Annotated in this window: 10 protein-coding genes; all 10 read right to left on the minus strand. The window is 52.1% G+C overall.

Annotation, left to right across the window (positions count from 1 at the left end; all coding sequences use genetic code 11):
• Positions 1-105: 105 nt before the first annotated feature.
• Entirely contained in the window at positions 106-1,491 is a 1,386-nt protein-coding gene (cpsG, locus tag KVT28_RS11825) for a phosphomannomutase CpsG (RefSeq protein WP_217548628.1), read from the minus strand.
• A gap of 5 nt (positions 1,492-1,496) precedes the next feature.
• A complete protein-coding gene (locus tag KVT28_RS11830; protein ID WP_217548630.1) occupies positions 1,497-2,921 on the minus strand; it encodes a mannose-1-phosphate guanylyltransferase/mannose-6-phosphate isomerase in 1,425 nt (474 codons plus the stop codon).
• A 526-nt stretch (positions 2,922-3,447) separates the two neighbouring features.
• The gene (gene galE, locus KVT28_RS11835) at positions 3,448-4,461 is read right to left on the minus strand and encodes a UDP-glucose 4-epimerase GalE (RefSeq protein WP_217548632.1); all 1,014 of its coding nucleotides are present in this window, start codon (positions 4,459-4,461) and stop codon (positions 3,448-3,450) included.
• A 48-nt stretch (positions 4,462-4,509) separates the two neighbouring features.
• Positions 4,510-5,403, minus strand: coding sequence for a UTP--glucose-1-phosphate uridylyltransferase GalF (gene galF / locus KVT28_RS11840; protein ID WP_101763372.1), 894 nt, complete (start codon positions 5,401-5,403; stop codon positions 4,510-4,512).
• Positions 5,404-5,729: 326 nt separating this feature from the next.
• A complete protein-coding gene (locus tag KVT28_RS11845; protein WP_008104858.1) occupies positions 5,730-7,070 on the minus strand; it encodes an MOP flippase family protein in 1,341 nt (446 codons plus the stop codon).
• Positions 7,067-8,290: a glycosyltransferase gene (locus KVT28_RS11850; RefSeq protein WP_192411955.1), complete on the minus strand. Its 1,224-nt coding sequence runs from the start codon at positions 8,288-8,290 to the stop codon at positions 7,067-7,069. The genes KVT28_RS11845 and KVT28_RS11850 overlap by 4 nt, the downstream gene beginning before the upstream one ends.
• 4 nt (positions 8,291-8,294) lie before the next feature.
• Positions 8,295-9,557 (minus strand): colanic acid biosynthesis pyruvyl transferase WcaK, encoded by a 1,263-nt coding sequence (wcaK, locus tag KVT28_RS11855; RefSeq protein ID WP_101763371.1) that lies wholly within the window; start codon positions 9,555-9,557, stop codon positions 8,295-8,297.
• A 210-nt stretch (positions 9,558-9,767) separates the two neighbouring features.
• Positions 9,768-11,978 (minus strand): phage tailspike protein, encoded by a 2,211-nt coding sequence (locus tag KVT28_RS11860; protein ID WP_217548634.1) that lies wholly within the window; start codon positions 11,976-11,978, stop codon positions 9,768-9,770.
• A gap of 57 nt (positions 11,979-12,035) precedes the next feature.
• Positions 12,036-13,070 (minus strand): glycosyltransferase, encoded by a 1,035-nt coding sequence (locus KVT28_RS11865; protein WP_101763369.1) that lies wholly within the window; start codon positions 13,068-13,070, stop codon positions 12,036-12,038.
• A gap of 50 nt (positions 13,071-13,120) precedes the next feature.
• Positions 13,121-13,873: a glycosyltransferase family 2 protein gene (locus tag KVT28_RS11870; RefSeq protein ID WP_110866651.1), complete on the minus strand. Its 753-nt coding sequence runs from the start codon at positions 13,871-13,873 to the stop codon at positions 13,121-13,123.
• Positions 13,874-13,878 lie beyond the last annotated feature (5 nt).

The raw sequence follows: 13,878 nt of genomic DNA on the forward strand, positions 1-13,878 counted from the left end.
CAAAGGCGGCGATATCATTTTTAATGGGTACTAATGTTCAATTTATAAAAAAGCATCCATTACTTAAAATCCATCGCAATGAAATAATTAAACATCATACAGTGACTAAATATTATTTCCTTGATTTAAAATACTTAATATCTCGCTGGTCTTTTCGTGCATTAACTCTGGTTTCCCTCTGGACTCAACATTGAGTCTTACCAAAGGTTCGGTATTTGAAATACGAAGATTAAACCGCCAGTTATCATATTCAATACTTATGCCATCAGTGTCATCTTTGCACAAGGCTGTATCACTACATGTCTGCTGCACACGTTCAATTACATGTGCGGCATTTTCCAGCTTACAGTTAATTTCTCCAGAGGCAGGGAATGCGCTAATACGGGCTGCAACCATTTCAGATAATCCAGCTCCCTTCACCGCCAGCAGTTCAGCCACCAACAACCATGGAATCATTCCGCTATCACAATAAGCAAAGTCACGGAAATAGTGATGCGCGCTCATTTCGCCGCCATAAATCGCATCTTCCTCACGCATACGTTCTTTAATAAATGCATGCCCAGTTTTAGACATCACTGGAATCCCACCTGCTTTCGTCACGACATCAATCGTGTTCCAAGTCAGCCGCGGATCATGGATAATTTTGGCACCCTGCTCTTTCTTAAGGAAAGCCTCTGCCAACAATCCTACGATGTAGTAGCCTTCAATAAACTCTGCATTTTCATCAAACAAGAAACAGCGATCAAAATCTCCGTCGAAAGCGATACCCATATCTGCATTATGCTCACGCACTGCATCTGAGGTATCTTTGCGGCACTCTGGCAACAGAGGATTAGGGATTCCATTCGGGAAGTTACCATCGGCCTGATGATGAACTTTAATAAAGCTGACTGGTACGTTTGCCTGCTTAAAGCGCTTTTCGATCTCATCAATCACGTGACCAGCGGCACCGTTACCTGAGTTAATCACCAGCTTCATTGGTTGTTTAAAATTAGCCAGATTGATATAGCCCATCAAATGGTCGACATAGGCATCCAAAATTGAGATCTGCTTATAGCTGCCACGCTTGGTGCTATCGACATTAGCAAACTCATTCGCTTCAGCCAGACGTTGCACATCACGTAAACCAGTGTCACCACTGATCGGGCGCGCGCCTTCGCGCACCAATTTCATTCCGTTATAGTTCATTGGATTATGGCTGGCCGTCACTTCAATACCACCATCAATACCCAAATGGAAAGTGGCGAAATAAATCTCTTCAGTGCCACTCATGCCAATATCAAGTACATCCGTACCCGCATCCATTAAACCATTGGCTAGCGCCATTTTAAGTGCTTCGCTAGTCAGGCGGACATCGCCACCAACAACAATGGTTTTTGGTTTAAGGAATTCGCCATAAGCGCGACCAATACGATAAGCAATATCTTCGTTTAGCTCTTTGCCCAGCTCACCACGAATGTCATAAGCTTTAAAACACGTCAGTGCATCCATTTTTATTATTGTCCTTCTTTAGGGGCAAATTGTTCTTTAATCAAAATCAGGTCGTCATCACCCAAATATGAGCCAGACTGAATCTCAAGCAGTTCCAGAGGAATTTTCCCTGGGTTCTCCAGCGTGTGCTGATGACCAATTGGAATAAAGGTCGATTGGTTTTCAGTCAACAATAAAGTCTTATCCTGAATGGTCACTTTCGCGGTGCCGGAGAGAATGACCCAGTGCTCGGTGCGGTGGTAATGCATCTGCAACTCAAACGCTTCACCCGGTTTTACGGTAATGCGATTCACGTTGAAACGTCCCGTATTGACCACCAGATCGCAGCGACCCCAAGGCCAATAGGTTTCACGATGGCGACGATATTCGCTACGGCATTCGCTTTTCAGGAATTCGACCACACGCTTCACGTCTTGCACCTGATCTTTACGCGCGACAAGCACTGCATCTTTAGTATTAACAATGACAAGATTTTCCACGCCAATGGCTGCTACCAACTGGTCTTCACTGTTGATGTAGCAGTTTTTGGTGTTATGCAGGAAGGTATCGCCTTTGAGTGAGTTACCCGCGGCATCTTTTTCATTCACTTCCCAAAGCGCTGACCAAGAGCCGACATCGCTCCAACCGGCATCAAGTGGCACAACCACTGCAGCATCGGTTTGCTCCATTACGGCGTAATCGACAGATTCATCCGGGCAGGCAATAAAATCTTCTTTATCAATATTGATAAAATCTTGCCCTTCCTGAACGCCAGCCATGGCACGACGACAGGCATCAAGAATGTCAGGGCGGAATTTTTCCAGCTCTTGCAGGTAACGTTTAGCGCGGAACATGAACATACCGCTGTTCCAGTAATATTCACCAGACGCTAAATAATCTTCCGCTGTTTTTAGATTCGGCTTCTCAACAAAGCGCTGTACGCCAAATGGCGCATCTTCGACATCAGCAATCTGCGCACCACGATGAATATAGCCATAGCCCGTTTCAGGGCCTGTCGGCACAATACCAAAAGTGACCAAATGCCCCTGCTTGGCATATTGAGTGGCTGTCGCAATTGCCTGGTGAAATGCAGCACGATTTTCAATCACATGATCGGCAGCAAGAACCAACAGGACGGGATCGTCACCCTGCTCAATCGCGTTAATGGCAGCGAGAGCAATCGCCGGTGCGGTATTACGACCAACCGGTTCGAGAATAATATTGTGGGAGAGTTTGTTAATTTGACGAAGTTGCTCCGCAACTAAAAAACGATGCTCTTCGTTGCAGATGACCAGCGGAGCACGGGCTTCTACGCCAGTCAGGCGATTTACTGTTTCCTGCAGCATTGAATGCTGTCCATGCAGGCTAATGAACTGCTTAGGATAGAGTTCGCGTGAAAGGGGCCACAAACGACTGCCGGTTCCTCCGGCCATGATTACGGGAAGTAACATTCCACAACCTCTAATGTGTCTTTTTAGACTGCTATATCATTTATCAGCGGGTTATTTTTTCATCAAAAATATAAAATAGCCACGCTACCGCCCTTGGCTTGCAGCAACCACTATGCTGTGTAACAAGTCATTCCTCTGTTTTCGAGCTCAGAAAGTTAAATGGTCAAAATTGCAGCAAGAATCGACCTATTCCGAGACCACCGCAAATAATACATTTTGTGCTGCAGAATTAACATGGTTATTGTCTGATGACCTGGCTAGAAATCTTAACAACCTCTTAATGGTCGACATATGTACAACCTGTTGACTCACAAGAATATAGTCGATTTTCCAAACAATTAAAGTCACCACTTTTTTAACGCTAAAACAGTAAGATGGGGTGTGATGGAGTAGATTTGCGTTTAGGAGTATTCCTGCCATTAATACGCACACCCTGAATAAAAAACAACCTAAGCAATCAGAGCTTAAAATATTCAGGCGTAAAAAAACCCGGCATTTACCGGGTTTTAAGTTTTTTAATTATCTGTTATTCAAATCCATTCGGATTCTTCGACTGCCAGTTCCACGTATCACGCATCATGGCATCAATCCCGCGCGTCACGCGCCAGTCCAGTTCGTTGTTCGCCAGCGTGGCATCTGCCCAGAACGCTGGCAAATCGCCGTCACGGCGTGGCTTAAACTCGAACGGAATCGGCTTACCGGACGCTTTCTCAAACGCCTTGATCATCTCCAGCACGGAGAAGCCCACGCCGCCACCGAGGTTGTAAGCTTTGTAGCCTTCAACTTTGGCTAAGTAGTCCAGCGCTTTCAGGTGCCCTTCTGCCAGGTCGACAACGTGAATGTAGTCGCGCTGTGCGGTGCCATCCGGCGTGTCGTAATCATCGCCAAACACGCCCAGCTTCTCAAGACGGCCAATCGCCACCTGCGCGATGTACGGCAGCAGGTTGTTAGGAATGCCGGTTGGATCTTCACCGATTTCGCCAGACTCATGCGCGCCAACCGGGTTGAAGTAGCGCAGCGCGATGGCCTTGAAGTTCGGTTCGGCTTTAGCGAAGTCGCGCATCACGAATTCGATCATCAGCTTCGAGGTACCGTACGGGCTGGTGGTGCCGCCGATTGGCGTGGTTTCCACGTAAGGAACCGGTGCATCGGCGCCATAAACGGTCGCAGATGAGCTGAAGATGAAGTTCCACACGCCAGCAGCGCGCATCTCTTCCAGCAGCACCACGGTGCCAGCCACGTTGTTTTCGTAATATTCCAGCGGCATGCGCGTGGATTCACCAACGGCTTTTAGTGCAGCGAAGTGAATCACAGCGCTGATGTCGTTAGTGGCAAACAGGTCACGCAGGCAGGCGCGATCGCGGATGTCGCCTTCAACAAACACCGCTTTTTTACCTGAGAGCTTTTCCACGCGGTTGATGGCTTCGCGGGAAGCATTGCAAAGGTTATCCAGGACCACAACGTCGTCGCCGCGCTCTAACAGCGCCAGCACCGTATGGGAGCCGATGTATCCCGCTCCGCCCGTTACCAAAATAGCCATGTGTACTCCTTTAAACCGCGCTAGAGGCGCGGTAGAGAATGAGAAAGCTTATTTCGCCAGGATTTTCTGAATAGATTCGCGGAAATCGCGGCCCTGATCGTTGTTACGCAAGCCGTAAGAGACGAATGCCTGCATATAACCGAGTTTACGACCGCAGTCGTAGCTGGTACCGGTCAGCAGCTGCACATCAACTGGCTTCTTCTTGCTCAGAGAGGCGATAGCATCGGTCAGCTGAATACGGCCCCATGCGCCCGGCTCAGTGCGCTCCAGCTCTTCCCAGATATCCGCAGAGAGCACATAACGGCCAACTGCTGTCAGGTCAGAATCGGTAGAACCCGCTTCTGGCTTCTCAACAAAGCTGGTGATGGTGCTGATATCGCCTGGGTTATCAATCGGCTCTTCGGTAGTCAGCACGCCATATTCAGTAAGATCTTCGCCCGGCATGTGTTTCGCCAGCACCTGGCTGTGGCCGGTATCTTCGAAGCGAGCAACCATTGAGGCAAGGTTATAACGCAGGTGGTCAGCGGTGGAGTCATCCAGCAGCACGTCTGGCAGCACCACCACAAATGGGTTGTCGCCAATCATTGGACGCGCGCACAGCACGGAGTGGCCCAGGCCCAACGGGTTGGCCTGACGCACGTTCATGATGGTCACGCCCGGCGGACAGATTGACTGCACTTCGCTCAGCAGCTGACGTTTAACGCGCGCTTCTAGCAGCGCTTCCAGCTCGTAAGTGGTATCGAAGTGGTTTTCCACTGCATTTTTGGAAGCATGGGTGACCAGCACAATCTCCTTGATGCCAGCCGCGACGCATTCGTCAACAATGTATTGAATCATTGGTTTGTCGACAATTGGCAGCATCTCTTTCGGAATGGCTTTCGTCGCAGGAAGCATATGCATACCGAGACCCGCAACGGGGATTACTGCTTTAAGCTTGGTCATATTTATTCCATTTCATGAAGTGAATACGTGGGGTCGATTATGCAGGATCGGCCGGTCGAGCAAGTATAATCTTTATCTGAAAAACCGGCACTAACTCTCTGTCACACCATCAAAAATCGCCAATTTGGCCGGTAAAAACGCCGAAATACCAATGAGGAACCGATGCGCTAAACCGCTGAAAAATCGTGAAAGGATTTGAGATGACGAGACCAGAGATTGACTGAAAGCTGTGTCGATAATGCGCCATAAATGGCGCCGCTACGGACCGTGTAAACATTGAGTCATCTGTAGCGGCGCGATTCATCACGCGGGTTGGATGTTGATGACTACAGCCAGCCCTCAAACCATTCCGGCATCACGAACAGGTTGAAGTGGTTTACCAGCATCATCAGCGCAACAAACACCACCGACACCGAAACCCACTGACGTGCATACGGCATAAAGCGGATGCCAATCACCGGCTTGATGAAGAACGGATGGGCAAAGGCTGAGATCAGCACCTGCGAGATCGACAGCGTCAGCGCCACATACAGCACGTTCGGCCAGATGTAGGTCGTCGCCAGCACCGCAACCACCACCAGGCTCGCCACAATGTTCCAGTAGAACTCAACATTGGTGCGGCCGTTGGCCTGCGAAATCGCGCCGGTTAAGCCGCCCATCGGACGCAGCATGCCAAACAGCAGCATCAGCGGGATCAGATGGTAAACCTGCTCATGTGAAGCGCCGTACAGCACGCGCACAATGACCGGGGAAAGAATGCCAATCGCCAGATACATCGCGCTACTGAACAGCATGATGACGAAAGTGCCTTTCAGGAACAGCTTTTTCAGCTGCTCTGGATCATGCTGCTTCTCAGCGAAGCGCGGCAATGCCAGGCGGTTAATCACCGGCGAAACCAGCTTCAGCGGTTGCAGAATCAGCTCTTTTGCCAGCGAGTAAATCCCCAGCATCTCCGCACCCATCACTTTACCGACGATCAGCGCATCGGCCTGGGTACGCAGCTGATTGATGGTCTGCGAACCGAGCTGATACACGCCATAACGCACGGCGCTGACGAAGGTTTTGCCGTCGAACTCCCAGGTCGGACGCCACGATTTCTCGCCGAAGTAGATCATGCAGAGAATGCGCGTGAAGGCGTTGATGAACAGACCAAGAATCGCCGCCGCCACTGTAAGCGAGGTGTAATACAGCATCGCCACGGTACACAGGAACGCGAACAGCTTGGTGGCCATCTCAATCTTCGCCAGCGTCACCATGCGTTTGGTTTTCACATAGTGCGCCTGATACTGCGACAGATGTCCCAATACCAGGAAGTTGAGGCTGGTGAGCATGATCAAGCCCACCAGCTCCGGCAAGTGATAGAACCACGCCACCGGATAGGCAATCGCCAGCATAATCAAGCCGGTGCAGAAACTGAGCGACACGTTCACCCAGTAAATGGTGCTCTGCTCGCGGCGATTAATATCCTGGCGATGCACGATATAGCTGCTCATGCCCATATCCTGCAGCACGGTCGCCACCGCCAGAATCGCATTGATGATCGCCAGTAAACCCAGCTCGTGCGTTTCCAGTTTGCGCGCCAGCACGGCGAGCTGTAACACCTGAAGCAATGCGGCAAAACAGGTACTACCAAACAGCCAAACGGCCTGTTTTTTTAATCCGCTCACACCATGCGCTCCAGAATTTTCGCCAGCTCACCGTAAGCGATGTGCTGATTGAACTCAGTTTCGACTTTCTGCCGCGCCGCGGCGACCACCGGTGCCACATCCACATCGCCACGCGACAGGCGCAGCAACGTCGCTGCCAGCTCGTCAGGATCGTTTTCGGCCACCAGCCATCCGCTGACGTCATTCTCAATCAGTTCAGGAATGCCGCTGTGATAGGTCGACACCACCGGCAAGCCAACTGCCATCGCTTCCATCAGCGCCACCGGAATGCCTTCCATATCGCCATCTGCGGCGGTTTTAGACGGCAGCAGGAAGATGTCCGCCTCGTTCAGCGCCTGACGAATTTCATCCTGCGGCTTGAAGCCCGGCATGGTGACGTAATCCTGCAATCCAGCGCGCGCGATGTGCTCGCGCATCATGCCATCCTGCTCGCCGTTACCGATGATGGTGAACTGGAACTGGCCGCCATTATTGCGCAGGATTTCGCTGGCTTTCACCGCCACATCCAACCCTTTCTTCTCGGTCAGACGCGCCACTGAGACGATGCGCAGCGGTTGATGGAACGCCTCGCGCGGACGGAAGTTAAACTTCTCCGGCTCGATGCCCATACGCGTGACATGCACCTTGGCGCGCGGACAACCCATCTCAATCAGCTTGTTCTCCCACAGGTGGCTGATAGGCAGCATCAGTTCGCTCTGTTTGAACAGGTTGACGTAGTCGAGCTTGTGCTCTTCCAGGATGTGACGCCGCGAAATATCTGCACCGTGGAACACCGTCGCCTGCTTGCCTTTCAGCACGCCGAGTTCGCGCAGCTTGTTAGCCAGCGCGCCGGCATAGCCAAAGTGCACCAGAAACACATCGGCGGTGTAAGGCTGTTTAGTGTTGGCGACAATCGCCGGCAGCAGCAGTTTGCTGGCCTGTGCGCCGTAGCGACGCACATTCAGCGACTTGAGCAGCGCGCCTTTGGTGATTTTCGGCAGTATCAACCCGATACGCTGCGTCAGCTTATCAAGGTTGGATACTTTCTCTTCCGGCAGTAAATAGTGGGTTTTCGCTGCCAAATTGTAGTCATCGAACGCGGCGTGGCGATTGATCATATCGCCCGGAAACACGGAGATAATCTCCACGTCGTAGCCTGCATCGATGAAATGCGTCACCTGATTGAGCACGAAGGTCTCAGAGGCAACAGGAAAACGCATGGTGAAAAAGGTCAGCTTCATCACTTCACCCCAGGACGTTGAGAATTTCTGCTGTAATGCGGTTACCAATCTCACGCTCCTGCGCCACCGCGGTATCAACTTTGTGTTTCACGTTGTCGTAGTCGGCCAGCACCGTCTGCACTTTATCAATGAGCGAACCGTCCATCAGGCTCTGCACATCGGTGGCCATCTGCGGCAGGCCAAGCTGTTTCATCACGCCGAGCGACTTGTGCTCGTAGTTGATGGCCACGGCTGGCGTACCAAAGTTCATGGAGATGATGGCGGAGTGCAGGCGGGTACCAATGGTCAGATGACAATGGCTGAGGAGGATGCCGAGTTCGAGGTCGTTGAACTCGTCCATGATGACATGGTAATGCTCGGGATGCTCGACATGATCGCGCAACGTCAGCGCCACCATGCGGTCATCTTTGGCGTAGCTATCAATACCGGTACAGGTAGAGAAGGCAACCACCTGATAACCTTCGGCAATCATCGCGTTAATCACGCGGCCAAAGGCAGCTTCATACTCTTTCTGCGTGACGCCGAGACGTTTGTCGAACGGCGCCAGTTCACGCACTGTAATCGCAATGGTTTTGCGTGCGCTGATAATCGCCTGCCAGTGCAGCAGGTTATGGCTTGGATTGGCCACTTCACGCGCTTCAACCAAAAATGCGGTATCAACGCCCTTCTTCACTTTGCTGGTGGTCACGCCATCCTGCTTCAGGCGGTCGTAGCTCACCTCTTCGCGCAGCACCAGGCTGTCAACGCGGTCGAAGACAAAGTTCGCCAGCGCATTAACGCGCGGGTTCTCGAACGGACCGACCGAGTGACCGACCATATGCAGCGGCTTTTTCGCCATCAGCGCACAAAGCGCGTGATCGAATTGGGTCACGCCGTAGAGATCGACGAAGAACGAGCCGCCAACCTGAATAATCGCGTCGTACTGTGCAAGGCTTTGGGTGAACGCCGCCAGATGCGGTGGCACCGAGAAGGATTTGTACACGCCGCCTTTGCCAAGGTGCGCCATCATGATGTCCGGCATCAGGCGGTTTGCCACCTTGCGTTTCAGGCTGCCCACTAACCCTTTGCCCGACTTGCTGTTGTGCAGGAACAGGGAATCCTGCTGGATATCCTGCTGCAGTAAATAGCCAGAGCTTGTTGGATAACGGCTGATCACATCGATATCCAAATCCGCACGCGCGGATTTCAGTGAATCAATCAGCCCACGTAAAATCGCGCCATCCCCACGATTTCCACAGGTATGGTTTCCTACCAATAAAATCTTCATAAAAAAACTCCGGAAAAATTTTTGTAATTTTTACAAGCCGCCAATAGCTGCACTGGCAAAGTGAACTCTGATTCAAAGGACTGCAATGGGAGTAAACCCCAAAAAAGTGGTGCTAATTGCATTTCTATTCAGTACTGCTTACAAATTATGCACATTCCGTAGCGGCGCGATTTATCGCGCAATAAATTGCGCCGCTACGATTAGTGTGCGTTATGACTTCACGGCGAAATACGGCATAGCCACCTGCTCGCCATTGATTACTACCGAAATGAAACCTTTAGGTTCGCGCGTATCCACCTGTTCCGGCTTCAGCGCGCGCGAGGCTAGCAGCAGATCGCCCTGCTCGTTACCGCCGACGCCGGCTTTGCCGTTGTGCAGGCTAAAACGCTGCGGGGCCTGTTGCGCTGTGCTGCCCGGCGCGCCTTTGTCCATCACGGCATCAACGCGCGCGCAGCGACCGGTCAGGAAGCGATCCTTGGCGGTGCTTTTGATCAGCACAGCGGTGGTCGGCGTCCAGCCCGCTAACTTCACGAACACTTTGGTGTCGGTATCGGTGCGCGGTTCGAAACGTACCTCCACCACCGGCGAGCTACCTTCCGCTGACCAGCTGGCTTCCGCTTTGTTTTTCTTGCGCTGCAGATGAATCACCGCGCGTCCGCCGGTGCCTTTGCCGTCGATGACATCCATCAGCGGCTGATTGGCGGTGCCGTTATTGAACTGCGACTGACCAAATACCTCGATCTCCCAGCTATCGCCCACCGTTGGCGAGTAGAAGTTGCCGAGTTCAAACCAGGTTTGCTGATCGCTGTTGTTGGTCAGGCGGAAGCGCGAGGTGATGTAGTTGTATTTCAGACTGCCATCAATGGCGACGCCGTAAGATTCAACGCGCGTTGAGCCCATTTCCCAGATGTTCAGCCAGCGTTCGCCTTCCAGTGAGTTATCAATCCAGCTGCCCGACTGCAGATTGGTCTGGCGCATATTAAGGCGCGAGTTACGCGCATTGAGCGGGTTCTTACAGTCCTCAATGCTCAGCGCATCGACAATCCACTGGCCGTTCGAGATGTCGCCAGGGAAATCGCTGTGCTCAATCCAGCCGTTATGAATGATGGATTGGCTGCAGCGCGGCAGATTCAACACCATGCCGCCTTTACAGTGCTGGGCGTTGAAGTTGGAGAGCTCAATCGCGGTGCTGTGATCCCAGGCACCGGCCTTTTGCCCCGACCAGCTGGCTTTAATCACATCGCCGGTACAGGCGTTGGCGTACCACTGATCGATTTTGCAATCCAGCGTATCCAGCAGGCTGAGCGAGACGCCGCCCACCTGATTGAAGCGCAAGCAGGCACCACGGAAGAACTGGCCGCCCGGACAGGTATTGCGGAACAAACCCTGTTTGTTCGGACGCTTGTCGGTATTGCCGTTGAAATTCAGGTTGGAGATTTCCGTCCAGCGCGCATTTACCTGGAACAGGAATTCGGAGCGACCGTCGGAAACCAGCGTGGTCGCCGGGAAATAACCGAAGTTGACCATCGCGCCGGAAATGCGGAAGAAGCGACGTCCTTCGTCACCGAAATCACATTCAGAGACAAAGAAGGTGCCAGCCGGGAATTGCACGCAAATCTGCTGGCTGGCATCAATCGACCATTGATACATGGCTTTGATCGCCGGTGCCGTGTCGGTTTTGCCGTCGGCGATCGCGCCGAAATCAAACAGCGTCAGGCGATTAAAATCTTCCACCACGCGACGCCAGGTAAAACCGTTGCCGCTGAAGTTCACGCCGCCATCATCTTTGCCATCGCCGAAGGTGCCGACGAACTCGCCGCCGCCCACTTCCAGCCCTTCGTGCCAGCTTTTCAGCTTGATTTTGGCACCGGCAAACAGCGGACGGGTTTTGCGCAGCTCTTCAACCGATGGGATTTCACCAATCAGCTGGTAGCCGTTCGGCTGCGCCAGACGCTGGCTGAAGTTGCTTTGATTGGGGCGCGAAACATCGCTGATGGAGAACAGCGTGTGGCCCTGATCGTCCTCCACCACCATTGAGTGCGCGGGATTAGCGATCAACGCCGCATTGTCGTGAATGAACTGGGCGAAGTTGCCTTTGTTCAGCGCAATCGGCTGGCTGATTTGTGACACTTTGCCATTGGCATCGCGCAGAAACACCGGGATCTGATTGCCGGCCTGGCTGGCATCGCTGCCCGCTTTACCGATCCACAGTTTGCCCTCGAAGTTCTGCCAGAATTGCGGCGGCATGGTATAGACGTTTTCTGGCGTCAGAATCGGCACATCGCCTGCCGGTACGCTGGCAGGATCGACGGATTTTAACGTTGGCTGACCACTTTTTGCGGCGTAGCTGGAAAACGCACTCACTGAGAGCGCAGTAACAATCGAGGAGGCTGCGGCCTGCAAGACTTCTCTTCTTTTCATGCTTCAATTCCCGTGGTTGTGCGGCCAAAAAGGATTCCCGAGGCACGATAATTGTCGCTAAACAAGGGCGAGCCAGCTCTGCTTGATCTGATTACCGTCAAACTTGAGCGCGGTTTCTTTGGTTTTTTCACTCATGGCGTAGAACAGGCCATCATCACTGGCGAGCTGCTCCATCCGCTTGATAAAGGTGGTTTTGTCATTCATCGGCACCAGGAAGCCATCTTCACCGTGGTTGATGATCTCCTGCGGCCCGGTTGGGCAATCGTACGCCACCACCGGCAGCGACCAGGATTTGGCTTCCAGCAGCACCAGCGGCAAGCCTTCATAGCGCGACGTCATCAGCGCCATGTCGCTTTCGCGGTAGTAATCGTTGATGTTGCTGACTTTGCCGACAAAGTTAACGCTATTAGTGATACCTAACGCCGCAGCCTGATCGTGTAGCTGCTGGCGCAGTTCGCCGTCACCGGCAATCACCAGTTTCCACTCGGGATGTTTCTTGCTGAAGTCGGCCCAGATATCCAGCAGCAGGTCGAAGCCTTTCTGGTTATCAAGACGCCCCACCGCCAGCGCCTGACGGCTGCGCGTTTGACGTTGAAACGCTTTGTACACCACCGGATTGGGGATTTGCTGGCTGGCAATATTCCAGCGGTTAAACACCTGATGATCTTTGTCGGTGAGGACGATCACCTGGTCGTAATAGCGCAGCATCAGCCACTTCAGCAGTTTAATCGGCTTGCTGAACGAGTTAATCGCGATGTGTTCGCAGGCATACGCCTTGAAGCGCTTCTTCTTCAGCGCCATCAGGTTCCAGAAGGCGAACATCACGCTCAGGCGGCCCATGCTGATCAGGAATACGCTGTCGAAGCCTTCCTGATGAATGCTGCTAACGGCGCTTTTAATTGGGTTGCTGTGGCCTTCAAAGCTGACAATTTTTTTCACCCGTTCGAACGGATAAAAGGTTTTGCCATGGCCTTCCAGCGAGTAAATGGTGACTTCATGCTGCTCGCCGAGGCATTCAGACATAAAGTTGCAGATGTTTTCCGTGCCCGCATACGAGTAGGCATCTTTAATCACCAAAACGATCTTTTTCATACAATCCTTTCCACCTCAAAAATATAAAAGCAGCTAAATCACCGTTGCGCTTAGCGGTGTTTTAAGGCAAAAAGAACCCCATTCACCATATACCAGACATAATAGTAATATACTTTTAACGGATTGTTTTTATAGATAATTCTTAATAATTCGAGGTGCCACTTCGCCGCTTTATTTTTATTGCGCGACAGTGAATCGCCCAACTCGTAATAGTTGACCAAGGTTTTCTGGATCACGCGGGCTTGTTTGTAGCGGAGGAACAACTCATAGAGGAACAGGAAGTCTTCGTGGCCTTTACGCTGGAAGAAGATGCCCTGTGGAGGACGGCGGAAACACACCGAGGAGAAGCAAACGCGATATTGCTTCTTCACGAAGTTTTCCTGCTGCAGGTAGGGTTTGCTGTAGTTGATATCGTGGTCAGCGGTTTTGGTTTTGTAGTGATAATGCGTGATCACGAAATCGTCGCCGGCGGCGATCGCGGCCGTCTGTTCGGCCAGTTTTTCGCGGTGCCATTCGTCGTCGCTGTCAAGAAACGCGATGATCGCTTCTTTCGCTGCGCGCAGCCCCACGTTACGGGTTTCGGCTGCGCCCTGATTGACCTCGTTGTCGAGAATGGTGATACGCGCGTCCTGACAATGTTCACGCACCAAGGCGAGTGAATCATCGGTGGATTTGTCGTTGATCAGGTAAAGATGCCAGTCGCTGTAGGTTTGGTTGATGATCGACTCAACCGCGCGCAGAACGGTATTTCGCGCGTTATACATCGGCATCACAATACCGACGGTGCCAACATGATTTGTCATTTGTC

It is taken from the genome of Pantoea sp. GbtcB22 (assembly GCF_019091025.1).
Lineage (GTDB): Bacteria > Pseudomonadota > Gammaproteobacteria > Enterobacterales > Enterobacteriaceae > Pantoea > Pantoea leporis.